This is a genomic window from Paenibacillus pinistramenti (genome assembly GCF_005869875.1).
Taxonomy (GTDB): domain Bacteria; phylum Bacillota; class Bacilli; order Paenibacillales; family Paenibacillaceae; genus Fontibacillus; species Fontibacillus pinistramenti.
The window spans coordinates 29,104-54,287 of record NZ_VAWG01000014.1 but is presented as its reverse complement, the minus strand read 5'-3'; the positions used below and the strand labels follow the sequence as shown (position 1 = coordinate 54,287).

The following is a 25,184-nucleotide window of genomic DNA, read 5'->3' as shown; positions in this document are numbered from 1 at the left end:
TGATGTTATTCGACAAAAATTCTAGCGTGCAAGGCCTAACACACATATAACCAAAGTCATAAAAATTAAAACAAGTAACGCAGCATGTGGGTGTAGCTTAGATACTGGATAATAAAATCCGCAACAAACTTTCCAAGCACAATGGCAAACAGAAGATGAAGCAGCTTGCCCTGCGGCCCTTTCGGGTGCCTGATGATCAAGTCCAGCTTTAGGTTCTGCAAAGCCCACCAGGAGAAACAGATACAGACCAGACATATTACGATGGCTGTAAGCGAGCTGACCGCAGCTGAAGCTGAAACCTCACTTAGCGTTGTATCCAATCAGCCTTCCTCCTTGTGTACGATATGTTATGCCAGAGGCCTTTAATCGGTTAATGCGCCCGATACTTTCCAAGCATAAAGTCTGTAAATAAATAGACCTTCTATATCATACTTGCCAAACCGGTAATAATCCAGTTTTTTATTCGTATTTCCCTCTTATGAAAACGTATTTTTATAGATTTTTTTTATTTTTTTGACATTTTGCTTGCTGCTTAGTGAAGCGGTTTGCATTCCTTACTAATTCCCTGATCTAATTACTAATTTCCAGATCAAATTTCTAATTATTAGGTCTCATTTCTAATTCTTATCTTGCTTGCGGCTGCATTCCTTGTTTTCTAATTAGCTTGCCCATATTCTTTAATTCCTTGTGCCTGTGCCCGATCTTCCACAAAAAACATACTCTGTTACCGCGTCTGTTATCGCTTATGTAAAATGAACGAAAAAGCCGAAGTCCATGGGATTCGGCTTTTTCTGGTTGCTATTCCTTACTTCTCGAAGACACGTTAATCCGGGTAACGGCTCTTTGCAGGGCCAGTTCAGCCCGGCGGTGATCAACATGGTCCTTGCTGCTGCGGTTAGCGAGTCTGCGTTCAGCCCGTTCTTTAGCCGCTCTGGCACGTTCCACATCAATATCCTGCGAAAGCTCCGCACTTTCGGCCAATATGATCGCTTTCTCCTTTTGCACTTCGATGAAACCGCCGTGTACGGCGATTGACGTTCTATTGCTGCCGGTCTTGACGATAATTGGCGCAACTTGAAGAGGGGTTACCAAAGGAACGTGTCCGGCCATCACGCCGAACTCCCCTTCCGTACCGCGTACAATCACGTTATCCACCTGCTGGGAGAAAACTACGCGCTCCGGTGTGACGATCTCAAGCAAAAAAGTGTTCACGCTCATCACTCCTTAGGCTATTTGCAAAGGATCTCCATCAGCTGTAAGCTTACAGAGTTTTTGCTTTCTCCACAGCTTCTTCAATAGTTCCCACGTACATGAAGGCTGCTTCCGGAAGGTCATCATGTTTGCCGTCCAGAATTTCTTTAAAGCTGCGTACAGTTTCAGCAACTGGAACATACTTGCCTTTGATCCCTGTAAACTGCTCCGCAACGTGGAATGGCTGAGACAGGAAGCGTTCGATCTTACGCGCTCTTGCTACAACCAGTTTATCGTCTTCAGACAATTCATCCATACCGAGGATGGCGATAATATCCTGAAGCTCTCTGTAGCGGGCAAGAATTTGTTTAACGCCTTGCGCTACATTGTAGTGCTCTTCGCCAACGATTTCTGGTGTCAGCATCCGGGAGCTGGAAGCGAGCGGATCAACCGCAGGGAAGATCCCTTTCTCGGAAATTTTACGCTCCAGGTTTGTAGTTGCATCCAAGTGAGCAAACGTAGTTGCCGGAGCCGGGTCCGTATAGTCATCCGCAGGCACGTAGATCGCTTGAATCGACGTAACGGAACCTTTCTTCGTGGAGGTAATCCGTTCCTGCAATTGACCCATTTCAGTTGCCAGCGTAGGCTGGTAACCTACCGCGGAAGGCATACGGCCGAGCAGGGCGGATACTTCGGAACCCGCTTGGGTAAAGCGGAAGATGTTATCGATAAAGAGCAGCACGTCACGGCCTTCTTGATCGCGGAAATATTCAGCCATGGTCAAACCTGTCAAAGCTACGCGAAGACGTGCACCAGGAGGTTCGTTCATCTGTCCGAACACCATCGCCGTCTTGCTGATAACGCCGGAATCCGACATTTCATGGTACAAGTCATTACCTTCACGAGTACGCTCGCCTACACCGGCAAATACGGAGATACCGCCGTGTTCCTGCGCGATGTTGTTGATGAGCTCCTGGATGGTAACCGTCTTACCTACACCCGCACCGCCGAACAGGCCGATCTTACCGCCTTTGGCATAAGGAGCAAGCAAGTCGATAACCTTGATACCCGTCTCAAGGATTTCAGATTGAGTCGACAGTTCTTCGAACGAAGGCGGCTGACGGTGAATCGGATTCTTCGTTCCGCCCTCAGCAGGACCTTTGTTATCAATCGTTTGGCCAAGCACGTTAAATACGCGGCCAAGCGTTACTTCTCCGACCGGTACGGAGATTGGAGCACCCAGGTCTTCTGCTTCAATACCGCGGACAAGACCGTCCGTAGAAGACATGGCGATACAACGAACCAGGTTGTCTCCCAAATGGTTGGAAACCTCCAGGGTCAAATCATCTGGGCGTCCTGCTGCGGCATCGCCCGGGATACTAATAGCGTTGAAGATCTCAGGAAGTTGACCACGCTGAAACTCAACGTCAACGACCGGACCCATAATGCTGACAACGCGTCCTTTGTTCATCTCTTGTTCCCTCCTCAAAGTTTGCGGAGCACTGCTAAAGGTGCAATTCCGGCTTCACGAACATGACAGCTCCGGCATGCATGCAGTACGCAGCTGCTTCCCGCAAACTGTCATCTTAGCCATAAAATTAAGATTGGGCGTTTGCGCCTGCGACAATTTCCGTAATTTCCTGGGTAATTGCGGCCTGACGCGCCCGGTTGTAGGTCAATGTCAATTCGCCGATCATCTTCGACGCGTTCTTTGTTGCATTTCCCATCGCCGTCATCTTGGCGCCGAGCTCACTCGCTTTCCCTTCCAGGAGAGCACCATAAATGAGAGTTTCGGCATATTTAGGAAGGAGCACCTGCAGAACGCCTTCCGGTGAAGGCTCATATTCGTAAGAAGCTTTTAACTCACCATTTGTCGTGTTGTCCATCCGTTCAAAAGGAAGCAAACGCTCGATCGTTGGAATCTGAGTAAGCGGATTGATATAACGGTTAAAGCAAATATAGATTTCATCGAACCGCTCTTCCTCAAATCCCTGAACCGCTGCGCTTGTAATCTTTTTGATATCGGCAAATGAAGGGGTGTCGGATAACTCAACCACACTTTCCACTACGGGAAGGTTCCGGCGGTTGAAATAGTCTCGTCCTTTACGTCCTACCACGAACAAACCGTACTCTTCTTTAGAGGTATGTTTGGACAGCTCATCCATCAATTTACGAAGCATATTGGAGTTATAGCCGCCAACAAGACCGCCGTCGGAAGTAATCACGATATATGCCGTTCTCTTAACAGGACGGTTTTCCAGCATCGGATGAGAAACGCCTTTCGAACCGGCAGCGATGCTGTTCACCACTTCTTTCAGCTTTTCTTCATAAGGGCGGGCAGCTTGTGCCTTCTCCTGCGCTCTTCTCAGCTTCGCGGAAGCAACCATTTCCATCGCTTTCGTGATTTGGCGGGTGTTCTGTACGCTTTTGATCTGACGTTTAATCTCGCGGATTCCTTTTGCCATGATTTCACCACCTCTAAACTTTGAGCAAGGCTCAAAGTTACTTCGTAAGCATTGGCTTTAGTTTTGGCGAAGCCAAAACTACTTCGTAAGCATAAGCTAAACTTTGGGCAGAGCCCAAAGTTAGGTTCGAAAGCATAAAGCCAGCTGCGGGAGGTTCCCGTCAGCTAGGATTCGGCTATGCACGCAAGCTTTGGCAATCGCCAAAGCTCGTGCATATTCCTATATTAAGCCTTAGTTGCAAAGCCTTTTTTAAATTGTTCGATAACTTCCTTCAAAGCCGTTTCGTTCTCGGAAGTCAGATCCTTCGTATCCCGAATCGACTGGAGGACTTGAGGATGCTGGTTATCGACGAAAGACAGGAATTCAGCCTCGAAGCGGCGGATGTCGCCTACAGGGATATCATCCAGATAGCCTTTGACCGCTGAATACAAGCTGACTACCTGCTTCTCAACGGCAAGCGGCTGGTTAACGCCCTGCTTCAAAATTTCCATCATTCTGGCACCACGGTTCAGACGGGCTTGCGTCGATTTATCAAGGTCGGACCCGAATTGGGAGAACGCTTGAAGTTCGCGATATTGAGCCAGGTCGAGACGGAGTGTGCCGGCAACCTTCTTCATCGCTTTGATCTGCGCAGAACCGCCTACGCGGGATACGGAGATACCAACGTTGATCGCTGGACGCTGACCAGAGTAGAACAGGTCGGATTCCAGGAAGATCTGTCCGTCAGTGATCGAAATAACGTTAGTAGGGATATAAGCGGATACGTCGGAAGCTTGAGTTTCGATGAATGGCAATGCGGTAATCGAGCCGCCGCCCAGTTCGTCGCTCAGCTTCGCTGCACGTTCCAGCAAACGGGAGTGCAGATAGAATACGTCACCAGGGAACGCTTCACGGCCTGGAGGACGGCGAAGCAGCAGGGACAATTCGCGGTATGCTGCCGCCTGTTTGGACAGGTCATCATAAATAATCAAGACATGCTCGCCTTTGTACATGAAGTACTCAGCCATAGCTACACCGGCATAAGGAGCGATGTACAGCAGCGGGGACGGTTCAGAAGCAGAAGCCGTTACCACAATGGTGTAATCCAAAGCGCCGTGACGGCGAAGTGTTTCTACTACGCCTACAACCGTGGATTGCTTTTGGCCGATCGCTACGTAGATACATTTTACGCCGTTGCCTTTTTGGTTGATGATCGTATCGATGGCGATAGCCGTTTTACCGGTTTGGCGGTCACCGATGATCAATTCCCGTTGTCCGCGGCCAATAGGTACCATGGAGTCGATCGCTTTGATACCCGTCTGCATTGGCTCGTGTACGGATTTACGGTCAATTACGCCTGGAGCGTTGTGTTCTACCGGACGGAATTCTGTTGTTGCAATCGGTCCTTTGCCGTCAACTGGCTGACCCAGCGGGTTGACAACACGGCCCAGCATAGCTTCGCCTACAGGAACCTGCATGATTTGTCCGGTGCGCTTCACTTGATCGCCTTCGCGAATTTCGCTGTAAGGTCCGAGGATAACGACACCGACGTTGCTTTCTTCAAGGTTGAGGGCAAGACCTACAACCCCGTTTTCGAATTCGAGAAGCTCGTTAGCCATAGCATTTTCAAGTCCGTGAACACGGGCAATACCATCGCCGACTTGAATAACGGTACCGACTTCGGCTACTTCGATTTCGGTTTTATATTGTTCGATCTGACTTTTAATCAGTGTGCTGATTTCTTCAGGTCTGATACTCAAGTGTTTCACCCCTATCTACAGTGCTTGTCTTCGAAAAGATTTCTCAAGCCGTTCCAGCTTCCCGGAGAGACTGCCGTCATACAGCGTGTCGCCGATGACAACCTTCATGCCGCCCAGAAGGCTGGTATCCACCACGTTCTCAACGCGGATCTTCTTGTTAACCAAAGCGCCGAATTGTTCAGACACTTGCTGTTTCTCCTCTTCATCAAGCGTGTAAGTCGTATAGACTACAGCCGTTGCAAGGCCCAGCGCCTCTCCTGAAATACGGATGTAGCTTTCTAGCAGTTCAGGCAGAATATTCGTTCTTCCCCGTTCTACCAGCAGTTCAAGCAGGGACACAACGGGCTTGGAAAGCTTGCCTGTAAGACTCGCCTCAATAACCTGGCGTTTAGCCTGCTCGGAAATGCTTGGAGAAGAGATGAAATTCACGATATTCTTGTCAGAGGTTAATGCATCAACCGCCGCCTTGAGTTCCTGTTCAACTTCCAGCGTACGGCCTTCCTGAGCCGCAATTTCATAAATTGCTTTTGCATAACGTGAGGCAACAACCGCTACTTTGCTGCTCATGAGCGGCCACCGACCTCTTTGAGGTATTGGTCAACCAGCTCTTCCTGAACGCTGTCGTCTTTCACTTCTTTCTCAATCAGCTTAGACGCAATCTTAACGGATACAACGCCCACTTCAGAACGAAGCTGCTCAACCGCTTTGTTCTTCTCGTTCTCGATATCGCGAACAGCCTCGTCTTTAAGACGTACGGCTTCTTCTTTAGCCAGCTCAATGATCTGAGCCGCCTGTTTGCTGCTTGTTTGCTTGGATTGCTCGATAATATCGTATGCATCCTTACGTGCCTGCTGCAGCGCCTGTTTCTGCTCTTCGACATATACATTCGCCTGCTCGCGGGTCTGTTTCGCTTCTTCCACTTGCTGAAGCACAAGCTCACGCCGTTTCTCCATGACAGAGAACAGTGGGCCAAACGCATATTTGTTAAGCAGCAGATAGAGAATCAGAAACGCTATCAGCGCAAACACGAGAGATTCCCATGAGAATTCCAATCCCAGTCACTCCTTTCCAGTCATCGGTTCCTACCCGCTTCCGCCTTGCGGAAGCCTGAAGATGAAATCAGGTTAAAAAGAGATGGCGCGGACGGCCCTGCCTTCCCCGCCATATTTCCTCTTGTCCGTTTATTAAGCAGCCCCGTAGAAAATGAACGCAAGGACTACCCCGATGATTGGAAGGGCTTCGACCAAACCTACACCGATAAACATTGTAGTTTGCAGAGTGGATTTAGCTTCCGGCTGGCGGGCAATCCCTTCTACTGTCTTACTAACGATCAAACCGTTACCAATACCTGCGCCCAAAGCGCCCAGACCTACTGCGATCGCAGCGGCGATGTATGCCATAACTCCCATTTTAAAAATCCTCCTCAAAATGTCGTTTTGTTTAATATTTTTAAGTTAAGTTTGATATAAGTCTTCACCCTTAACCCTAACAACCAGCTGCTTTACCGTAAAACCTAGTGTTCTTCGTGGCTTTCCAGCGCTTGTGACAGATACACGAAGGTCAGGATCGTAAATACGAATGCCTGAATCGAGCCGACAAAGATACTGAAGCCCTGCCAAACAACCAGACCTGCAACGGATGCGATCCATCCACCGACGCCAAAAGCTGTCAGTTTCAGAAGGACGGAGATCAACACTTCCCCGGCAAAAATATTACCGTATAGACGCATACCATGCGTCAATACCTTGGAGAACTGCTCAATCAGGTTAATCGGAAGGAAGAATACGTAAGGCTGCACATAGTGCTTGAAATAACCTTTCGTGTTGCGCGTTATTCCCAGGAAGTGAACCATTACAAAGATCATAATGGCAAGCCCCATGGATACACCGGCATCAGCGGTTGGCGATTTCCACCAAGCTACGCCGACCTCAATTTCCTCATGTTCCCCGCTTGCAGTTTGTTCAGCTTGAAGCTTATCAATCTGCTCCGTAACTGAAACGATCGGTTTGCCGAAGATGTGCGCCGCTTCTTTGTCATGGTACTCCGTTACGACACCAAACGGTAATCCTAACATGTTGCTCACGAAAATGAACATGATCAGCGTAATGCCGAGTGATAAGAAAGGTTTGCCCTTCTTCATGTCCATATTGCTTGAAATGAGTCCTTTAACAAAATCCACGACCCACTCTATGAAGTTTTGGAGTTTGCCAGGGTTCTCTACTGAAAGGTTTCGCGTCGCAATAAATGCGAGCAGAAATACGACAAGACAAGAAACGACAAGCATCAGAACAACAGACAAGTCGATGTTCAGGCCATGCCATTCGATAATTGGTGACTTATGCATAATTCTCACCCCTTTCCCAGTCGAGAATTCTACTTGCTCTAGCTTTCTCTCTTTCCGCCTTGCTCATCTGAAGACTTTCCCTCTTTAACGGCAAAAATCATCCCCAGAATTTGAAGCAGAAATTGTGCGAACACCAGACTGGCAATTACAGCAACTTGATTGAAATACTGCGGGAATTTCAGTGCGATCATAATTGCAGCGACAGATGTCAGCAATCGCACGCCAAAACCAATTCCGGCGCGTTTTCTGCCTTTACCGGCGGTTGCTGCCGATTCGGCTACAAGCCGAATCCTGCGGGCCATATACAGCACATTCAAACAGCTCACGACCGAACCCAGAACGAGCCCGTTCATGACTGGCCGCTGAGCGGGAAGCACAGCGGATAGGAACAGACAAAAAGCGACAAAGAACAGAACTACCCGAATCAGCGTTACTAAATATTTGGACAGTTCATTCATTGCTTTCCCTCATTATTCCCCTAATTATTGCAACAGCTCCCAAAATTCCAGCAATCATTCCACCAAGCACACTGACGGCAATCCAAATTCCCTTGTTTCCGAAATGATTTCCTCCCCAAGAGCCCAGATAAAAACCAGCCATTGTACAGACGGTAAAGTCAATTCCTATCATGCTTACCGTTCCCGCCATTTTCCAGGCAGCGTGGTTAGATCCATTTTGCGAGCCGGATTTATCAGTGTTTTTCGAATGATCAGGTTTGTCCATTTTCTGTCCCACCCTCGGAATTCTAGTTCATTTTACTCATACAAAATAAACTTTGTCAATTGAGGGAAAATGCTGATACAGCGTGGAAGAAAGCGCTTTTGAAACCTCATTTTCATTTTCAACACTATAAACCCCTACAAACCGTACAGTTTAACTGTATGCTGTACGTATTTCTTTTACAACTTTGGGTGATTTTCATTTGTGAACTTTCTGTGAAATTCTTCAGGACGTTCGTTTATCACTCCGAAATGGTGAAGAATCGCATTGACAATCCGCTTGGATGCTTTGCCATCTCCATACGGGTTGGCGGCCCGGCTCATGGACTGATATGTCTCCGTGTCACTCAGCAATACTTTTGTCCGTTCATACACCTTCTCTTCATCCGTACCGACCAGCTCCAGGGTTCCCGCGTCAATCCCCTCAGGACGTTCCGTCGTATCGCGCAGCACCAGCACCGGAACACCGAAAGAAGGCGCCTCTTCCTGCAGACCGCCCGAATCCGTCAAAATCAGGTGAGTATGAGGATAGAAGTTATGCAGATCCACGACGTCCAGCGGGTCAATCAGCTTGATGCGCGGATGATTGCCCAGGATCTCATGCGCAGGCCCGGAAACAGCAGGACTTGGGTGCACAGGATAGCAGATGGCCACATCTTCAAATTCATCAGCAATCCGCTTCACGGCCCGGAAAATATTGCGGTGCGGCTCCCCTTGGGATTCCCTGCGGTGTGCTGTCATCAGAATCAGGCGCTTTCCTTCCGCCCAGTCCAGTACAGGATGGGTATAATTTTCTTGTACGGTATATTGAAACACATCCGTAACGGTGTTGCCTGTGATATAAATAACTGAATCTGATTTGTTCTCTTTGCGCAGGTTGCCTGCAGACCAGTCCGTCGGCGCAAAATGAAGGTCGGCAAGAACGCCTGTAAGCTGACGGTTCATCTCTTCGGGATAAGGAGACAGCTTGTTCCAGGTTCTGAGTCCGGCTTCCACATGCCCGATCTTGATCTGCTGAAGGAATGCGGCATAGCTCGCAAGGAACGTTGTAAGCGTATCCCCGTGAACAAGCACAATATCCGGCTTCGCTTCACGCAGAACCCCCTCCAGGCCCTGCAGGACACGGATAGTAATTTCGTTAAGGCTTTGCTGATGCTTCATGACATTCAGGTCAAAATCCGGCGAAATCTTGAATACCTCAAGCACCTGATCCAGCATCTCACGGTGCTGGGCGGTTACGCATACGATCGATTCAATATGCTCCGGATGCTTCTCGAGTTCAAGAATCAGCGGAGCCATCTTGATCGCTTCCGGTCTGACGCCGAAAATCGTCATTACTTTAATCTTAGACACCATAATCCCTCGTTTCTGGTTTCTTCATGTTCCTGGGTTACTTCGTTCCGAACAGGCGGTCTCCGGCATCCCCAAGGCCCGGAATGATATAGCCGTGATCATCCAGGTGGCTGTCAAGCGCCGCTACGTAAATATCCACATCAGGATGCGCATCCTGCACGGCTTTAACTCCTTCCGGCGCAGCGATCAGGTTCATCATTTTGATCTGGGTGCAGCCGCGTTTCTTGAGGACGTCAATGGCTGCAATCGCCGAGCCGCCAGTGGCCAGCATCGGATCAATGACGATCAGCTCGCGCTCCTGCACATCGGTAGGCAGTTTGGTGTAATACTCGACAGGCATTAAGGTCTCAGGATCCCTGAACAGCCCCACATGGCCTACCTTGGCACCCGGAATCAGCTTAAGAACGCCGTCCACCATGCCTAGACCTGCACGCAGGATCGGAACCAGCCCGAGCATGCGTCCCGCGATGACCTGCGATTCCGTTTCCGCTACAGGTGTCTGCACCTTAATCGTCTGAAGAGGCAGGTTTCTTGTAATTTCAAAAGCCATCAAAGTGGCGACCTCATCCACCAATTCCCGAAATTCTTTGGTATTGGTCCGCATATCGCGGATAAATGTCAGTTTGTGCTGAATCAGGGGATGGTCGCAAATGATCAATTTTCCCATTAATTTTCCCTCCGTACAATGCCATTATTAACTTCTCACGGTAATATTTCCTTCATTTCTTGTCCGTAAATCTTGTCCATTATATCACTTGACCAGGACGTTTTCACCTACTGCTGTCCGGTTGTGAGAAAGAGGGCTTAGGACAGGGGAAAAAGGCTATTAGATAGGCTGTTATATGTAAAGCGGCCATCCACAGGATGACCGCTTTGCTGTCTTTATATAATCTAATTAATATTTCATTTCAGGATACAGCGGAAAACGGTCCGTCAAAGCCGTTACACGCGCTTTAGCTTGTGCAAGCACGGCTTCGTCTTTAGGAGCTCTCAGCGCCGCAGCAATAATCCGTCCGATTTCAACCATAGCCTCTTCATCCATACCGCGGGACGTAGCAGCTGGAGTACCGATCCGGATGCCGCTTGTTACGAACGGGCTGGTCGGATCAAACGGAATGGCATTCTTGTTAACGGTGATTCCGATGGAATCCAGTACATGCTCTGCATCTTTGCCTGTAATGCTCAGATTGCGGGTGTCGATCAGCATCAGGTGATTGTCTGTACCGCCGGATACCAGGTTGAGGCCTTCCTCGAGCAGCGTTTCGGCCAGCTTCTTGGCGTTCTTCACGACATTCTCCGCATAAGTCTTGAAGGAAGGCTGGAGCGCTTCACCAAGCGCAACTGCTTTGGATGCAATCACGTGCATCAAAGGACCGCCCTGAATGCCGGGGAAAATCGCTTTGTCGATCGCCTGCGCCCAAGGCTTCTTGCACAGAATCATGCCGCCGCGCGGGCCGCGGAGCGTCTTATGCGTCGTTGTCGTTACAAAATGGGCATGAGGCACCGGACTCGGGTGAACTCCGGCTGCAACAAGGCCCGCGATGTGCGCCATGTCGACCATGAACAAAGCGCCGACATCGTTAGCGATGGAAGCAAAAGCTTCAAAGTCGATCGTGCGCGGATAAGCGCTGGCACCAGCAACAATCAGGCGGGGACGGTGCTTGAACGCTGCTTTGCGGACTTCATCGTAGTCGATCTTGAACGTATCTTCCTGTACGCCGTAAGCTACAAAGTTGTACAGCAGGCCGGATGCGTTAACCGGGCTGCCGTGCGTCAAGTGGCCGCCATGCGCCAGGTTCATGCCCAGCACGGTGTCGCCGGGCTTCAGAGCTGCCAGATAAACCGCAAGGTTCGCCTGCGCGCCGGAATGCGGCTGAACGTTGGCGTGCTCGGCGCCAAACAATTCCTTGGCACGGTCGCGTGCCAGATCCTCTACGATGTCGACGTGCTCGCAGCCGCCGTAGTATCTTTTGCCAGGGTAGCCTTCCGCATACTTATTGGTCAGAACGGAACCCATAGCTTCCATGACCGCTTCGCTGACAATGTTCTCCGAGGCAATCAGCTCAATGTTGTTGCGCTGGCGTTTGAGCTCCAGATTCATCGCTTCCAGAACTGCCGCGTCTTGCTTTCTCAAGTGCTCCATTCTTTAAAAACCTCCCAGAATTATATAAATTTTAATATTTCCTTCTCCCAATGCCAGCCCAGCGGCCGGCCGCGCCTTTCGCGCCCGCTGCTCAGTCGCAGAGCTTCCCGCCTTCCTGCTGCTGCACCCGGTAAACGGCGCGTTCACCGCCGATCAGCTTCGGACGGGTCATTGCGGCATTTACCCGCGCCTGTCCGACAAAACGCCGGCCCAAACGGAGCGGCACCGCTACCCGCTTGAGGTGCATACCGATGAGCGTCTCGCCGATGTCTATACCGGCATGAGCTTCAATGCTCTCCGCCAGGCAGGGCTCGGAATAACGCAGATAGGCCTCCGCCGCCATTGCCCCTCCTGCCGTACGAACCGGCACTGCGCTCACTTCCGTCAGACCGAGCCGTTCCAGTACGGCACGCTCCACAACGAGCGCCCGGTTCAAATGCTCGCAGCATTGAAAAGCAAGCTCGAATCCGTATTTGGCACGGACCCGCTCAAAACCTTCGTACAGCTCTGCCGCAATCTGCTGTGCACCGGCCGTTCCGATTCTCTGCCCGGCAATTTCACTGGTGCTGGTCCCGATCACGACTACTTTGCCTGGACCCAGCTTGGCTGTATCGGCAAGCTCAAGCATCACTTCCGCCGCCTGATCAGCCAGCTCTCCCGGCTGCAAAGACTGATCCACATCAATTCCTCCTGTGTCCGGCTCATTCAGCCGTGTGATCGCTCAAGATAAGAGCCCTTCTTGCCATCATTATATAATGGGAACGGATCAACTTCCATGACACAGTGGATTCGACAGGTCTTAGGGGTCGTTAAAAATGAAAAAAAGAGCAGAACGCACACGTATGTGCGTCATGCTCTTTGCCCAGGCGACCGGCCGTATATTCCGATGCTCCACCGTGGTTTCGTCCACATCTGTCGCCAGTTACACCGGAACTGCTCTTGTTGCCTTTAGCATATAGTATCCGGAACGGAATTGCAACTTTAAATCATTAAAAATCAGGATTTTAGCCGCCCTGTGGCTTCAGCCTTCAGCTTTCAGCTTCCGGATCAACCTGACCAGCGCTTCGTGGATCTCAGCCGCCGTCTCCTCATAGTCCGCCCGGCTGCCGCCAAAGGGGTCGGATATATCATAAACCGGCATCTGCCGCTGCAGCTGCATGATCCGCCTGCGGTCCTCGTCTGTGACCTGGCCGCCGAGCGCGGTCTGCAGCGCTTTCTCTGCCAGCAGCGCATCAAGCTCCTGCCGGCTGCCTTGAGTGCCGTCCTCGTCATCAGCATATTCTTTAAGCACAAAGGTTTTGGAAGCTGCCTCAGGGAAAGCGTAAAGGACCTGGCGTTTATGCCCCTGCGTCAGCGTCAGAATCAGGTCCGCCCATTCCGCCAATTCATTATTAAGCGGCGTGGAGGTCATACGACCGGAAATCTGGCGGCTGAGCAGCACCGCCTCGGCATGCTTCGAAATGGCCGATCCGGGGATTGCCGCGACTCCCGCGGATTTCACCTCCACCGGTATGCCGGCTTCGCCCGCCATCTGTCTGAACATGCCCTCTGCCATCGGGCTTCTGCAGGTATTGCCTGTGCAAACAAATAAGATGCGCATGGAATCCCTCCCCATTATCAGTAGTAAGCCTAAAATTCATGGGTGGAGCTGAGCTTTTTTTTCATAGGTTATTGTATCAAAAGATAAACATCAGGCCAAACGCGAGCAGAATCGCGCCGCCAAGCGCTTCGCCGTAATCGCCCAGACTCCTTCCGACCCGGCTCCCCAGCCAAAGACCAATCAAAGACATCAGTCCGCCAAACAGGCCAAAGGTCAGTACCGTAAACAGCAGGTTGCTGTGAAACATCCCCAGCGATACCCCTACCGAAAAGGAATCCACACTGACACTGAGCGAAAACAGCGCAACCCGCAGCAGCTTTGTATGATCAATCGGCTTGGCCCCGTCATTCCGGAAGGAAGCCCAAACCATATGTCCGCCGAGCAGCGCAAGCAGCCCACCTGAAACGTAGCCTGCTATCGCTCCCAGTAAATGTCCAACATATAAACCGGTAAAGATGCCGAGCAGGGGCATAAAAATATGAAAGACTCCGATCAGCCCGCTGATTCTGGCCATATCGAGACGCCGAACGCCTTTCATACCGATACCAACACTGAGAGAAAACGCATCCATGCCTAGCGCCACGGCCATCACAATTATGGTCACGATCTGGCCGAGCTGGGCAGTAGCATCATTCATGCCGCACGCCTCCAAGTCTGCAATAGGGTTAGTACCACCTTATGCGGACAAGACGGCGAACATGCCTTCAGCTTGTCTTTGCTCTGTCAGAGCGGGCTAGAACAAATCGATCTGCTCCGGCGGCAGCTCTGCCGCCTTCTGTCCCAGCAGGTCCATCATCAATCTTGCATTCGGCGCGGCATGGCCGCCCGAGTTATTATTAAAGATCATACTAATGTTGCGGGCGCCCTTATCCTGCAGCATTTCGAGATTCGTTACCCAGCCGGCCAGCTCTTCCCTGCTGTAATCGTATAAATAACGCACCTCCCGCCAATTAGGCGCGCCGCTCTTGTTCCAGGCGGAGGTGTTCCGGCCATGCATGCGTACGATTGTAAGCTCAGGAACAGCAGGCTCAAGCACAGTCGGAACGGAGCCTTCTCCTGCCTGCGGCTCATCGCACACGATATGAATCCAGCCTTCCTCCCGCATGAAGTCTAATGTACGCTCCTTGTATTCCTCGGAGAACCAGCTTCGGTGGCGGAACTCCAGGGCAGCCGGCAGCCCTTCCATCCGCTTTCTCACCGCACGCAGCTGCCGGACATGATCCGGCGTGCAGTCAAACCAGGGCGGGAACTGAAACAGAACCGCCTGCATCCGGCCTGAAGCGGCCATTGGTGCAATGGAATGGAGGTATGCCTCAAACATTTCTCCTGCACTGGAGAAAGGAATTTCCCCGCGCGTATGTCCGGTCATTCCCTGATAGGCTTTAAGAATAAATGTGAAAGAATCCGGCGTCTGATCTATCCAGCGCTGGTAGGTGGCCTGCCCCAACACAGCATAGAAAGAGCTGTCTACCTCCACGGCCGGAAAGTGCCGGGCATATACGGAAAGCTTCTGAGCGGCAGGCGTCTTTGGAGGATACAGCACATCATGATCTCCCCACCCGCCGAGTCCAATTCTGATCATAAGCCGCCCCCCAGCCTTGGCAGCAAGGAAGCCCGCTCTGAGCGGCTGCTTCATGCAGCAGACGGCGGGAGCCTTCTCTTGCCTGCATTTTTCTTGTATAAAAATCGTCCGGCATCCTTAGCAGATGCTCAGCGGATGCCTACACGTATATAACCTCGTTGCCCGCCGCCTTAAGCAGGCGGTTCATCACGGCGGCGCCGAGCCCTTCTTCCGGGCAGGCTTCGGCGGCCATAAAGCCGATGCGCTCCTCGTCGAAACGGCGCAGCGCGGCATACAGCCGCTGCGCCGCTTCGGCAGGCTCCGCGAGGCTGCCGAGCGACTGTACCGCGTCAGCCCGGTACAGCTGCAGGTGCTCGTCAAACGCGAGCACCCCGGTTCGTTCGCCGCGCGCAGCGGCAGCATCCAGCTCCGCCTGGATGCGGGCCGCGACCTCGGCCGCGGCGCCCTTGACCACGCACAGCCGCCCTTTCGGGGCGTAGTGCGTGTACTTCATGCCCGGCGAGCGCGGCTGCGCCGGGACATGGGCTTCCCCGCCGCTTCGCAGGGCGGGGTCGAGTGCAACGCTCGCCGCCACGGCGGCGAGCGCCTCTGCCGTAATCCCGCCTGGGCGGAGCACGGTCACTTCGCCGCCGGCGCCGCATTCGACCACCGTTGACTCCAGGCCCACCCCGGTGGGCCCGCCGTCAACGATGCCGTCGATCGCGCCGGCGAGGTCCTCGCCCACGTGGCTTGCCGCCGTGGGGCTCGGGCGCCCTGACCGGTTGGCGCTTGGCGCCGCCACCGGGCAGCCTGCTGCGGCGATGAGCCGCAGCGCAGTGTCGTGGGCGGGCATCCGCACGCCCACGGTGGACAGCCCCGCCGTCACCTTCGGGCTGACGGCGCCCTCCCGCACGGGCAGCACGATCGTCAGCGGCCCGGGCCAGAAGGCGGCCATCAGCTTTCTGGCTGTCTCGGGCACGTCCGTCACCAGCTCCGCGAGCTGGCTTTCACCCGCAATATGCACGATCAGCGGATTGTCGGACGGGCGGCCTTTCGCCGCAAAGATTTGTTCCACCGCTTCCGTGGACCGGGCATCGGCGCCAAGTCCGTAGACGGTCTCTGTCGGAAAGGCAACCGTACCACCGGAGGCCAGCACCTGCGCCGCCTCGGCGATGGCCGTAACGGCCTCCGCCTCATCCAGGCCGCCCCGCACATCCCAATATTGAGTGCGTTTGGGCGACGCTAATTCTACCCGCTGGGCTTCTCCGTTGGCTTTGTCTATTTTCTCTTCCGTTTTCACTTTCGCTTTCATTTCCGCAGGAACAGCGTGTTGTTTTTCCGGACCATTAATCATAGGATCATTAATCATGGCTGAATCTTCTTTCTATATTAGTCTATAGTTTTGTCTTTCGGCGTATGCAGTCAGACAGGTTGTCCTCTATTGTAATCCGTCGCCGCAATTTTCGTAAATCTGCGCCAAAACAGCTGCCCCGGATCGGAGCAGCCCTGGTGTGATATCAGAATAGAAGCAAATGGATATTGAACATTAGTAGATCGTATTTTCAATTATAAGTTTAGGAAGAATATAAGTTCTGATTCATCTTATTATTATAACCCTATTTGCACAAGTTGCGCCCAACAAATCGTTAATCCTGCACATCTAAGTTCTCAACCTATGGTTTAAGCAAAAATCCCGGTTACCCAGCCCCAGAACTCTTTCAGCAGATCCCACAGGAAGAAATGCACCTCAGGGGGCTGCGCTTTGCCGGCTTCCGTTTGAGCGGCTGTGCTGTCTCCGGCGTCTGCCTTCGCAGTCTTAACCTCCTTGCTGGCCGAGGCTGCCGAAGCGGTCTGAACCTCGCTGCTCTTCGCCAATGCGTCGCCGCTGCCGCCGTCAATGAAGCAAAGGGGCGGAAACAATACGCACCACCAGTTCTGGCCCTGGCCGGAACCGAGCGTAATGCGGAGCGCTTCATAATTGCCTGCCGGATAGACCTCTCCGCCATACAGCTTAGCCGGAAACGGGACAATGCCCAGCTCCACTTTGTACCCATAGTTCTGGCCATTCGCTTGAAGCACATTCCCTACCAGCTGTTCGATCTCCGGCAAATGCCCCCGGATGACTGCACGGGCCTGCTCCAGGCTTTGCGGATTGTCCAGCGCCTGAACCCAGCCGTTCATCTGCTCTACCACCGCATCGCGCACCTTGCGTTTGACAAGCTGATCGCCCGGGTCGTCCGAATCAGCCAGAATCCGCAGCCGGATCGATTCCGACGGAATTTCGGTATTTACAGCAGCCGCATCCGTCTTCTGGTTATCCCAGGACATCAGCAGAATCATCAAGCTAAAGCCAAGGAGCAGCACCGTCTTCATCATGTTCCCTTTACCGCGCTTCATTTCCTTATTCATCCGAATCATCTCCCCGCCGAATCTCTTCTCTATCAGCCAGTATGTCCGGATTTCAGAATCTATAAACCTATCAATTTCCTCTCTCATCTCACATTGCTGCGTACCCCAGCATGATTAATGCAGCCCCGGAGGGGGTTCTTTGGACGGGCCGCTGAGTTCCGTAAAAATAGTAACTGCCGGACCAGCCGGCTTCGTTACCTGTATGTGCTGGAAATTTTCTTTGAGGATTCTCTCCAGATCTCCCATCGTGACCGGTTTCGCCTGCGGCATCAGCTCGTAACCGAGCTCCCCGTTATTTTCGATCGTGGCTGTCTTAACATCTTCAATCCGCGAAATCCCCAGCATCCTCAGCCGCTTCTCGACATCGTCTGCGGTCAGACGAAGCCTGCTCATATTGGCCGTAACGAGCTGCCCGTCTTGGATCACGACCACCGACCGGCCCTTCATGAGGATTTCCCCTGTGTTCCATTTCAGAGCAATCCACTCCGTAATTATTAGAATCATCAGAAACAGAGCGGAGGCCAGAATCGAATGAAACAATCCCTTTCCTGCTACTTCGGAGCCCAAAACGGTTCCAACCACCAACAAAATAGCAACCTGAGGAATCGTCATCTGGGATATGGATTTTCTTCCGCTTATTCGGAGTATGGCCAGCCCGGCTGCAGCGATAATAAGCGTCTCCCAAATCACCTTGAGCATCAACTTGAGTCCCTCCTTTAGGGTTACTATTTCCTGCCTTCTGCCATTTCAGTCTATTTCATTCCATAATAAAAAAAACCGAATGATCCCCTTCCGCTTCGCAGCTGAAAGTACCATTCGGCCTAAGGCCATTTAAGGCTTAATTCAATCTCTCTTCTTCTATTTAGATGAAGCTCCGCCGCTCTGCACGATCGTATCTTCCTTCTCATGCCCGTGGAGTCGTACGCTCATGACAACCCCCATGCTCGCCATATTGATTAAGAGCGAGGTTCCCCCGTAACTGATGAACGGCAGCGTAATCCCGGTCAGCGGCATAATGCCGATGAACATGCCGATGTTCTCGAAGATCTGGTACAGCAGCATGGCTACGACGCCTACAATGAGATAAGGCCCGCTCCTCTCCTTCGCCTCCAGGGAAATGAGGATCATCCGGTGGATCATAATGAAGTAGAGAAGCAGCAGTACCGAGCAGCCGACGAATCCGAACTCCTCCGCCACCACAACAAAGATCGAGTCAGAATACGTATAGGGAACGCGGCTGCTCTGCACAAAGTCGCCCTTCATGTAGCCTTTGCCGAACATGCCGCCCGAAGCAATCGCAATCTTGGCGTTATGCGTGTGGTAAGAAGCATCCTTGCTGGCTATGTCCGGCAGCAGCCAGGGATCGATCCGGTCCAGCCAGTGCTCTTTGCTGGTGCCGGCCAGGGAAGCTTGGATCTGATCGTGAAAAGAAATATACGATTTGATGCCGACCACAATCGCTGCCGCAAATACGACCAGAATGATCAGAGTATGGGAATACTTCAGATTCCCGATCCAAAGCAGGCCGAGCAGAATGACCAGATAGCTGAGCCCGTTGCCGATGTCGTTCTGGGCCATAACGAGCCCGAACGGCACCATCGTTACCAGCGACAGCGGCACGACATTTTTCCAGAACGATAATTTGGCCTTGTGCCTCTTAACGAGCAGTGCCGTCAAGGTGATGATCAGCACGAGCTTGAACAGCTCGGCCGGCTGCAGGCTGAGTCCGCCGGGAATCTTCAGCCAGCCCTGCGCCCCGTTAATGCTGCCCCCGATAAAGATAACGAGCAGGAGCAGCAGCAGTCCGAGACCCAGAATGTATAAGTAATATTTGACCAGGATTTTATAATCCAGCAGAGCCATGCCAAAAAAGGCGATAAAGCCGGGGATATAATAAATCGCCATTCTCTTATCGGCGCCTTTAAAATCCTTCCAGCCCGCGATCCCGCTGTGAATCAGAATCACGCTCAGCACCATAAACAGCGCGAGAATGGCTACGATCGCCCAGTCCATTTTCTTCAGTTTGTTGATGATCAACCCGGATCCCCCCAGAGTCCTTTATGCCTGAACTCTGTCTCTTCGCAAAGTTCTTTAGTGACTGACATATAAACTACGTTCAAACCATTCCTAATGTTACACTATCCGGGCGTGTCAGAACAAATCTTAATTGCTGCCAGCCATCCCGATCACATGCCGCCCGATTCCGGCGTAATCCTTCACCGTTTCAATGCGGGACCAGTAACCGGTCTTGTCCAGAAGCTCGGCGACCTCGTCAGCCTGTCCCATCCCGAGCTCAAATCCGATCAGCCTCGGCGGAGCCTCAAGCAGCGGCAGCTGCTCCATCATGATCCGGTATGGATCGAGCCCGTCTGCTCCCCCATCCAGTGCGGAGCGCGGCTCATAATTCTTAACCTCAGGCTGCAGCCCCTCAATCACCGCTGCCGGAATATAAGGGGGATTAGACACCAGAATATCGAGCTTAAGGCCTGTGAAGGGCTCCAGCAGATTCCCCTCCCGGAAGTCAATTTGCAGATCAAGGCGGGCAGCATTTCTGCGGGCGACTTCCAGCGCAGCCGGCGAAATATCACTGGCCATCAGGCGCCAGCCGGGGCGCAGATGCTTGATCGCCGCAGCAATGGCGCCGCTGCCTGTGCCGATGTCCGCCACAAGCGGCGAATGGGCAGCCGGGGCCTCAGCGCTGAAGAGCCCGCTGCCGAGCTGCACGATCCGCTCCACAAGCAGCTCTGTCTCCGGGCGGGGGATCAGGACGGCAGGATTAACTTCAAACGATAGTCCGTAGAATTCCTGCTCCCCAATAATATACTGGGCCGGCTCGCCCTGCGCCTTGCGGCTTACAAGCTGCTCCCATTCGGCCCGCCGGCTGCCGGGAAAAGGCTCCCTTTGCGCAGCGAGCAGCGCAGCCGGCGAGAAGCCAAGCAGGTGGCTGAGCAGCAGGCGGGCATTGGATTCAGGCTCCATAATGCCGGCCTTCTCCAAAAAAGAAGAAGCCTCTTGAAGGGCTTCCTTAATATTTATCGCTGCTGACATGACATAACTGTCTCTGTTCAAAGCGTTATTCTCCTTTTTCCAGCAGTTCGGACTGCTCGGCAATCGTCAGCGCTGACAAGATTTCTCCAATCTCACCGTTCATCACCTGGTCCAGCTTGTGCAGGGTCAGACCAATACGGTGGTCCGTCACCCGGCTCTGCGGGAAGTTATAGGTGCGGATCCGTTCACTGCGGTCACCGGTGCCGACCTTGCTCTTCCGCTCGCCGGCGTATTTGGCCTCCTCTTCCTGGCGCATCATATCGTAGATCCGGGTACGCAGCACCTGCAGGGCCTTCTCCTTATTGGAGTTCTGCGATTTGCCGTCCTGGCAGGTGGCGACAATGCCGGTAGGGATATGGGTTACGCGGACTGCGGATTTGGTGGTGTTAACCGACTGTCCGCCCGCTCCGCTGGAGCAGAACGTATCGACACGGATATCCTTGTCTAGGATTTGAATATCGACTTCCTCAGCTTCAGGCAGCACCGCTACCGTGGAGGTGGAGGTGTGAATCCGTCCGCCGGATTCCGTAGCCGGGATCCGCTGAACGCGGTGCGCGCCGCTCTCGTATTTCATTTTGCTGTAAGCCCCGCGGCCGTTGATCATAAAGATAACCTCTTTAAAGCCGCCAAGGTCGCTTTCATTCACATCCATCAGCTCGATCTTCCAGCCTTGGGCATCGGCATAGCGGGTATACATCCGGTACAAATCAGCCGCAAACAGAGCCGCTTCGTCCCCGCCGGCAGCGCCGCGGATCTCCACAATGACGTTCTTGTCGTCATTCGGGTCTTTAGGCAGCAGCAGAATGCGGATCTGCTCATCAAGCTCCTGCTTGCGGGCCGTCAGGCTGTCAATTTCGCCTTTAACCATTTCTTTCATTTCATCATCAAGCTTCTCGTTCTGCATTTCTTTAGCCGCGTCAAGCTCTTCCAGTACCTGCTTGTATTCTTTATAGGCTTCATAAGCGGGCTGCAGGTCCGACTGTTCTTTCGAATAGTCCCGCAGCTTCTTTGGATCACTGGCAACATCCGGATCGCAAAGCAGCTCACTCAGCTTCTCGTAACGATCAACCAGGGCTTCAAGTTTATCCAGCAAAGGAATTCACCTCTCGTAGGTTCATATCTGATAATAGGCATAAGCTCATAGCTATATTTATTCTGCAAACTTCAAATTGGTAAACGACTTTTTATTATATCATGACATTCAAATTTTGAACAGATGCGGGTATTTGCATTTTAGATTCAGAACTTTTAGACTGAGTTCATACCTATTCTAACGGAAGGTGAAGCTGCCATGTCTAAACAAGAATCAAGCTGGCCGGATACCCGGCAAAGAATCGCCGTCATCACCGGAGCAAGCGGAGGGATGGGATTGGCCATGGCCAGAAGGCTTGCTTCCGAGTACGGCATGAAGGTCTTCCTGCTGGCCCGCAGTCTGGAGCGGGGAACGGCGGCTGTGGAAAATGTGAGACGCTGCTGCAAACGCGAGGATCCCGAACTGATCTTGTGCGACCTGGCTTCCATCAGGCAAATCCGCCGGGCCGCGGACATTCTGAAAGAACGCTGCAGCCACATCGACGTCCTGGTGAACAACGCCGGCGTTGTTACGCTTAAACGCGAAGAAACCGAGGATGGATTCGAACGCCAGATGGGCGTCAACCATCTCGGACATTTTATTTTAACCCGGGAACTGCTTCCCTTATTAAAAAACAGCCGCCAGGGGCGCATTGTCATCGTCTCCTCCGGCGCTCATAAAATAGGCAGAATGAATTACGAGGATCCCCAAATGGAGCAGAGCTTTACAGTCTGGGGAGCCTACGGCCGCTCCAAGCTGGCCAATTTATGGTTTATGAAAGAGCTGGACGAGAGGCTGAAGGGTACCGGAGTTACGGTCAATGCCGTTCATCCCGGCGCCGTCTCGACGCAGATCGGCGTAAGCCGCTCAACGGGCTTCGGGGCTTCCGTGCACCGGATGTTAAGGCCGTTCTTTCTGACGCCTGAGCAGGGCGCGGACACTGCCGTGTATCTGGCCGCCTCTCCGGAGGTTACCGGCTGTTCGGGCCAGTATTTCTACAAGCGGAAGCCTGCAAAAATATCTGCCAGAGCCGCCTCTTCCGAGGAGGCCCGGCGTTTCTGGGCATGGAGCGAGGCCGTGACAAGGGCAGCCGCGGAACAGGCGGAGGCTTCGGCTGATTCCGAACCCAGCCTCCGGCAGCAGGAGAAATTGAAGGTTTAAATAAGAGGTTCGGCAGGCCGGCTATGGTGCCGGTCCGCTGCAAGCTATAAAAATCCCACCCGGTCCGGGTGGGATTCTTTTATTTTTCTATGCTAAAATAATCCGTTTTAAATGGAGTTATACGTTAAAGCGGAAGTGCATAATGTCGCCATCCTGCACGACGTATTCTTTGCCCTCAAGGCGGAGCTGGCCGCGTTCTTTGGCAGCATTCATGGAACCAGCGGCGACGAGGTCATCGTAAGAGACTACCTCTGCACGGATAAAGCCGCGCTCGAAATCGCTATGGATGACGCCGGCCGCACCAGGAGCCTTGGTTCCTTTGCGGATGGTCCAGGCGCGAACTTCCTGCACACCTGCTGTAAAATACGTATACAAGCCAAGCAGGCTGTAGGCAGCCTTGATCAGACGGTTCAATCCGGACTCCTGAAGTCCCAGCTCCTCAAGGAACATCGCCTTATCGTCGCCCTCAAGCTCGGCGATTTCCGCTTCTACCTTGGCGCTGATCGGTACCACAGCGGCGTTCTCCGCAGCGGCAAAATCACGGACCTGCTGCACATAAGGGTTGGTATCCGCGTCGGTCACGCCGTCTTCGCTCACGTTAGCGGCATATAGGACCGGCTTCATCGTCAGAAGATGCAGGTCGCGGACGAGCAGCCTTTCCTCATCGGACAGCTCCACGCTGCGCGCAGCCTGGTCGTTGTACAGCGCCTCTTTCAGGCGCTCCAGCACTTCAACCTCTTGGGCGTACTGCTTGTTGCCGCCCTTCATATTTTTCTTCGCACGGTCGATACGTTTATCCACGCTTTCCAGGTCTGCAAGGATCAGCTCCAGGTTGATCGTCTGGATATCGCTTACCGGGTTAACCTTGCCGTCGACGTGCGTAATATTCTCGTCTTCAAAGCAGCGGACCACATGAACGATGGCGTCCACTTCGCGGATATGGGCGAGAAACTTGTTGCCGAGTCCTTCGCCTTTGCTTGCGCCGCGCACCAGACCTGCAATGTCCACAAATTCAAAAGCTGTCGGAACCGTTCTGTTCGGAACGACCAGCTCCGTCAGTTTGTCCAGCCGCTCATCCGGAACCTCAACAACGCCGACATTCGGGTCGATCGTACAAAACGGATAGTTGGCGGATTCCGCTCCCGCCTGCGTGATTGCGTTAAACAGCGTGGACTTTCCGACGTTCGGCAGACCCACGATTCCTGCTTTCAAAGCCATTTATATGACAACTCCTCATAATAAGTAAGATGAATTTCAATCCAGCCAAAGCTTCCTTCAAACAATCTTACATATTATATATTAGATCAAATGCAGGGGCAAGGCTATGAAAGGCGGATAAGCCGGTTCGTCTTCTTCAGCTCCTGCACACTCCGGACGCCGATTCCGAGCATGACGGTCCGCAGTTCCAGCTCGGTGCGGGCGAGCTGCTCTTCCACCTCAGCCGCCGACGAAACGGCGGAGCCGAGCAGCGAGCGGCCAAAGCCGGCCAGGTCGGCGCCAAGCGCGATGGCTTTGGCGGCTTCGACGCCGCTGCTGAGGCCGCCGCTGCCAATCAGGGCCGCCTCCGGCAGCAATCCGCGCACCTCGCGGATGCATTCGGCGGTCGGATTGCCCCAGCCGGCGAACGCTTCGGCAGCTTGGCGGCGCAGGGCGTCGGCGCTGCGGAATTTTTCCACTTGGCTCCAGGAGGTTCCGCCCGCACCCGCCACGTCAATGAAGTCTACTCCCGCCGCATAAAGGCGCTGCGCAGTCTCCCCGTCGATGCCCCAGCCGACCTCCTTGACGCCAACAGGCACTTCGAGCTCCCGGCACAACCCTTCGATCTTCTTCAGCAGACCGCCGAACGCCGTGTCGCCTTCCGGCTGGAATACCTCCTGCAGGCTGTTCAAATGCAGCACCAGCATATCGGCCTGCGCAATCTCCACAGCCCGCCGCGCATCCTCCGTGCCGAATCCGTAATTGAACTGGACGGCGCCCAGATTGGCGATGACGGGAATCGTCGGCGCGAACCGTCTCACCGCAAAGGTCGGCGCAAGCTCGTCCCGCTCTACGGCGGCGCGCACCGAGCCTACGCCCATCGCCCAGCCTCTGTGCTCCGCAGCTTCTGCCAGCCGCTCGTTAATGGAGCCGCCCGCAGGGCTCCCGCCTGTCATTGAGCTGATAAGCAGCGGAGCGCGCAGCTTATGGCCGAGGAACTCCGTCTCCAGAGAAATCTCCTCAAAGTCAACCTCCGGCAGAGCATTATGGCGAAACCGGTAGTGTTCGAATCCGGTGCTCACCCCTGCTCCATTAACCTCTTGCTCCAGGCAGATGCGGATATGCTCCGTCTTGCGTCCCGAGATGTCCGTCATGGACGAAGCCTGCCCTGACTCCAGAAGC

The 25,184-nt window shown here is 53.1% G+C and carries 27 protein-coding genes and 1 riboswitch; of the genes, 1 reads left to right on the top strand and 26 read right to left on the bottom strand.

From position 1 onward, the window contains the following. Positions 1-65: 65 nt before the first annotated feature. The 24 genes from FCN15_RS15015 to prfA form a co-directional block, all read right to left on the bottom strand. Positions 66-320 carry a DUF1146 domain-containing protein gene (locus FCN15_RS15015; RefSeq protein ID WP_138495803.1) on the bottom strand — a complete coding sequence of 85 codons (255 nt, stop codon included), beginning with the start codon at positions 318-320 and terminating at the stop codon, positions 66-68. 478 nt (positions 321-798) lie between these two features. Then, positions 799-1,212, bottom strand: a complete 414-nt coding sequence (locus tag FCN15_RS15010; RefSeq protein ID WP_138495802.1) for a F0F1 ATP synthase subunit epsilon — start codon at positions 1,210-1,212, stop codon at positions 799-801. A 49-nt stretch (positions 1,213-1,261) separates the two neighbouring features. Further along, the gene (atpD, locus tag FCN15_RS15005) at positions 1,262-2,662 is read right to left on the bottom strand and encodes a F0F1 ATP synthase subunit beta (RefSeq protein WP_138495801.1); all 1,401 of its coding nucleotides are present in this window, start codon (positions 2,660-2,662) and stop codon (positions 1,262-1,264) included. Between the two features lie 127 nt (positions 2,663-2,789). Continuing rightward, on the bottom strand, positions 2,790-3,656 hold the full coding sequence (gene atpG, locus FCN15_RS15000) for an ATP synthase F1 subunit gamma (RefSeq protein ID WP_138495800.1): 867 nt from the start codon (positions 3,654-3,656) through the stop codon (positions 2,790-2,792). Positions 3,657-3,880: 224 nt separating this feature from the next. After that, on the bottom strand, positions 3,881-5,395 hold the full coding sequence (gene atpA, locus FCN15_RS14995) for a F0F1 ATP synthase subunit alpha (protein ID WP_138495799.1): 1,515 nt from the start codon (positions 5,393-5,395) through the stop codon (positions 3,881-3,883). A 15-nt stretch (positions 5,396-5,410) separates the two neighbouring features. Next, positions 5,411-5,962, bottom strand: a complete 552-nt coding sequence (locus FCN15_RS14990; protein ID WP_138495798.1) for a F0F1 ATP synthase subunit delta — start codon at positions 5,960-5,962, stop codon at positions 5,411-5,413. After that, on the bottom strand, positions 5,959-6,447 hold the full coding sequence (gene atpF / locus FCN15_RS14985; RefSeq protein WP_138495797.1) for a F0F1 ATP synthase subunit B: 489 nt from the start codon (positions 6,445-6,447) through the stop codon (positions 5,959-5,961). Before atpF ends, FCN15_RS14990 begins: the two co-directional genes overlap by 4 nt. A 132-nt stretch (positions 6,448-6,579) precedes the next feature. Then, on the bottom strand, positions 6,580-6,804 hold the full coding sequence (gene atpE / locus FCN15_RS14980) for a F0F1 ATP synthase subunit C (protein WP_138495796.1): 225 nt from the start codon (positions 6,802-6,804) through the stop codon (positions 6,580-6,582). Between the two features lie 104 nt (positions 6,805-6,908). After that, complete coding sequence (atpB, locus tag FCN15_RS14975) at positions 6,909-7,742, bottom strand: F0F1 ATP synthase subunit A (protein WP_138495835.1); 834 nt, start codon at positions 7,740-7,742, stop codon at positions 6,909-6,911. Between the two features lie 35 nt (positions 7,743-7,777). Continuing rightward, positions 7,778-8,197, bottom strand: coding sequence for an ATP synthase subunit I (locus tag FCN15_RS14970; RefSeq protein ID WP_138495795.1), 420 nt, complete (start codon positions 8,195-8,197; stop codon positions 7,778-7,780). After that, complete coding sequence (locus FCN15_RS14965; protein WP_138495794.1) at positions 8,190-8,462, bottom strand: AtpZ/AtpI family protein; 273 nt, start codon at positions 8,460-8,462, stop codon at positions 8,190-8,192. The genes FCN15_RS14970 and FCN15_RS14965 overlap by 8 nt, the downstream gene beginning before the upstream one ends. Positions 8,463-8,638: 176 nt before the next feature. Continuing rightward, a complete protein-coding gene (wecB, locus tag FCN15_RS14960) occupies positions 8,639-9,811 on the bottom strand; it encodes a non-hydrolyzing UDP-N-acetylglucosamine 2-epimerase (RefSeq protein ID WP_138495793.1) in 1,173 nt (390 codons plus the stop codon). Positions 9,812-9,848: 37 nt separating this feature from the next. Continuing rightward, positions 9,849-10,478 carry a uracil phosphoribosyltransferase gene (gene upp / locus FCN15_RS14955; protein ID WP_138495792.1) on the bottom strand — a complete coding sequence of 210 codons (630 nt, stop codon included), beginning with the start codon at positions 10,476-10,478 and terminating at the stop codon, positions 9,849-9,851. 228 nt (positions 10,479-10,706) lie between these two features. After that, on the bottom strand, positions 10,707-11,954 hold the full coding sequence (glyA, locus tag FCN15_RS14950) for a serine hydroxymethyltransferase (RefSeq protein WP_138495791.1): 1,248 nt from the start codon (positions 11,952-11,954) through the stop codon (positions 10,707-10,709). Positions 11,955-12,045: 91 nt separating this feature from the next. Beyond that, positions 12,046-12,582: a TIGR01440 family protein gene (locus FCN15_RS14945; RefSeq protein ID WP_238996709.1), complete on the bottom strand. Its 537-nt coding sequence runs from the start codon at positions 12,580-12,582 to the stop codon at positions 12,046-12,048. A 225-nt stretch (positions 12,583-12,807) separates the two neighbouring features. Continuing rightward, positions 12,808-12,890, bottom strand: a riboswitch (ZMP/ZTP riboswitch). Between the two features lie 85 nt (positions 12,891-12,975). Beyond that, complete coding sequence (locus FCN15_RS14940) at positions 12,976-13,554, bottom strand: low molecular weight protein arginine phosphatase (RefSeq protein WP_138495789.1); 579 nt, start codon at positions 13,552-13,554, stop codon at positions 12,976-12,978. Positions 13,555-13,630: 76 nt separating this feature from the next. Further along, the gene (locus FCN15_RS14935; protein ID WP_138495788.1) at positions 13,631-14,191 is read right to left on the bottom strand and encodes a manganese efflux pump MntP; all 561 of its coding nucleotides are present in this window, start codon (positions 14,189-14,191) and stop codon (positions 13,631-13,633) included. A 96-nt stretch (positions 14,192-14,287) separates the two neighbouring features. Continuing rightward, entirely contained in the window at positions 14,288-15,136 is an 849-nt protein-coding gene (locus FCN15_RS14930; RefSeq protein ID WP_138495787.1) for a DUF72 domain-containing protein, read from the bottom strand. 139 nt (positions 15,137-15,275) lie between these two features. Beyond that, on the bottom strand, positions 15,276-16,469 hold the full coding sequence (locus tag FCN15_RS14925) for an L-threonylcarbamoyladenylate synthase (protein ID WP_238996706.1): 1,194 nt from the start codon (positions 16,467-16,469) through the stop codon (positions 15,276-15,278). A gap of 326 nt (positions 16,470-16,795) precedes the next feature. Further along, the gene (gene spoIIR, locus FCN15_RS14920) at positions 16,796-17,524 is read right to left on the bottom strand and encodes a stage II sporulation protein R (RefSeq protein WP_238996705.1); all 729 of its coding nucleotides are present in this window, start codon (positions 17,522-17,524) and stop codon (positions 16,796-16,798) included. Positions 17,525-17,638: 114 nt separating this feature from the next. After that, a complete protein-coding gene (locus FCN15_RS14915) occupies positions 17,639-18,223 on the bottom strand; it encodes a DUF421 domain-containing protein (RefSeq protein ID WP_238996708.1) in 585 nt (194 codons plus the stop codon). Between the two features lie 159 nt (positions 18,224-18,382). After that, entirely contained in the window at positions 18,383-19,558 is a 1,176-nt protein-coding gene (locus FCN15_RS14910; protein WP_138495832.1) for an FtsW/RodA/SpoVE family cell cycle protein, read from the bottom strand. A 129-nt stretch (positions 19,559-19,687) separates the two neighbouring features. Continuing rightward, positions 19,688-20,593: a peptide chain release factor N(5)-glutamine methyltransferase gene (prmC, locus tag FCN15_RS14905; protein WP_420819582.1), complete on the bottom strand. Its 906-nt coding sequence runs from the start codon at positions 20,591-20,593 to the stop codon at positions 19,688-19,690. Between the two features lie 4 nt (positions 20,594-20,597). After that, positions 20,598-21,665: a peptide chain release factor 1 gene (prfA, locus tag FCN15_RS14900; RefSeq protein WP_138495785.1), complete on the bottom strand. Its 1,068-nt coding sequence runs from the start codon at positions 21,663-21,665 to the stop codon at positions 20,598-20,600. Positions 21,666-21,863: 198 nt separating this feature from the next. Here prfA and FCN15_RS14895 point away from each other — a divergent pair, with 198 nt between their 5' ends. Beyond that, a complete protein-coding gene (locus FCN15_RS14895; protein ID WP_138495784.1) occupies positions 21,864-22,805 on the top strand; it encodes an SDR family oxidoreductase in 942 nt (313 codons plus the stop codon). 117 nt (positions 22,806-22,922) lie between these two features. On the opposite strand, the gene ychF is transcribed toward FCN15_RS14895, so the two are convergent. Together ychF and fni are read right to left on the bottom strand one after the other, a co-directional pair. Then, the gene (ychF, locus tag FCN15_RS14890) at positions 22,923-24,023 is read right to left on the bottom strand and encodes a redox-regulated ATPase YchF (RefSeq protein ID WP_138495783.1); all 1,101 of its coding nucleotides are present in this window, start codon (positions 24,021-24,023) and stop codon (positions 22,923-22,925) included. A 104-nt stretch (positions 24,024-24,127) separates the two neighbouring features. Then, the gene (gene fni, locus FCN15_RS14885) at positions 24,128-25,156 is read right to left on the bottom strand and encodes a type 2 isopentenyl-diphosphate Delta-isomerase (RefSeq protein WP_138495830.1); all 1,029 of its coding nucleotides are present in this window, start codon (positions 25,154-25,156) and stop codon (positions 24,128-24,130) included. Positions 25,157-25,184 lie beyond the last annotated feature (28 nt).

Excerpts from the sequence above, each read along its gene's own strand:
- atpD (WP_138495801.1), bottom strand. The coding sequence starts at position 2,662 with ATGAACAAAGGACGCGTTGTCAGCATTATGGGTCCGGTCGTTGACGTT.
- atpG (WP_138495800.1), bottom strand. The coding sequence starts at position 3,656 with ATGGCAAAAGGAATCCGCGAGATTAAACGTCAGATCAAAAGCGTACAG.
- FCN15_RS14990 (WP_138495798.1), bottom strand. The coding sequence starts at position 5,962 with ATGAGCAGCAAAGTAGCGGTTGTTGCCTCACGTTATGCAAAAGCAATT.
- atpE (WP_138495796.1), bottom strand. The coding sequence starts at position 6,804 with ATGGGAGTTATGGCATACATCGCCGCTGCGATCGCAGTAGGTCTGGGC.
- FCN15_RS14970 (WP_138495795.1), bottom strand. The coding sequence starts at position 8,197 with ATGAATGAACTGTCCAAATATTTAGTAACGCTGATTCGGGTAGTTCTG.
- FCN15_RS14965 (WP_138495794.1), bottom strand. The coding sequence starts at position 8,462 with ATGGACAAACCTGATCATTCGAAAAACACTGATAAATCCGGCTCGCAA.
- upp (WP_138495792.1), bottom strand. The coding sequence starts at position 10,478 with ATGGGAAAATTGATCATTTGCGACCATCCCCTGATTCAGCACAAACTG.
- glyA (WP_138495791.1), bottom strand. The coding sequence starts at position 11,954 with ATGGAGCACTTGAGAAAGCAAGACGCGGCAGTTCTGGAAGCGATGAAT.
- FCN15_RS14945 (WP_238996709.1), bottom strand. The coding sequence starts at position 12,582 with ATGCTTGAGCTTGCCGATACAGCCAAGCTGGGTCCAGGCAAAGTAGTC.
- FCN15_RS14940 (WP_138495789.1), bottom strand. The coding sequence starts at position 13,554 with ATGCGCATCTTATTTGTTTGCACAGGCAATACCTGCAGAAGCCCGATG.
- FCN15_RS14935 (WP_138495788.1), bottom strand. The coding sequence starts at position 14,191 with ATGAATGATGCTACTGCCCAGCTCGGCCAGATCGTGACCATAATTGTG.
- FCN15_RS14930 (WP_138495787.1), bottom strand. The coding sequence starts at position 15,136 with ATGATCAGAATTGGACTCGGCGGGTGGGGAGATCATGATGTGCTGTAT.
- FCN15_RS14925 (WP_238996706.1), bottom strand. The coding sequence starts at position 16,469 with ATGATTAATGGTCCGGAAAAACAACACGCTGTTCCTGCGGAAATGAAA.
- spoIIR (WP_238996705.1), bottom strand. The coding sequence starts at position 17,524 with ATGAATAAGGAAATGAAGCGCGGTAAAGGGAACATGATGAAGACGGTG.
- FCN15_RS14915 (WP_238996708.1), bottom strand. The coding sequence starts at position 18,223 with ATGCTCAAGGTGATTTGGGAGACGCTTATTATCGCTGCAGCCGGGCTG.
- FCN15_RS14895 (WP_138495784.1), top strand. The coding sequence starts at position 21,864 with ATGTCTAAACAAGAATCAAGCTGGCCGGATACCCGGCAAAGAATCGCC.
- ychF (WP_138495783.1), bottom strand. The coding sequence starts at position 24,023 with ATGGCTTTGAAAGCAGGAATCGTGGGTCTGCCGAACGTCGGAAAGTCC.
- fni (WP_138495830.1), bottom strand. The coding sequence starts at position 25,156 with ATGACGGACATCTCGGGACGCAAGACGGAGCATATCCGCATCTGCCTG.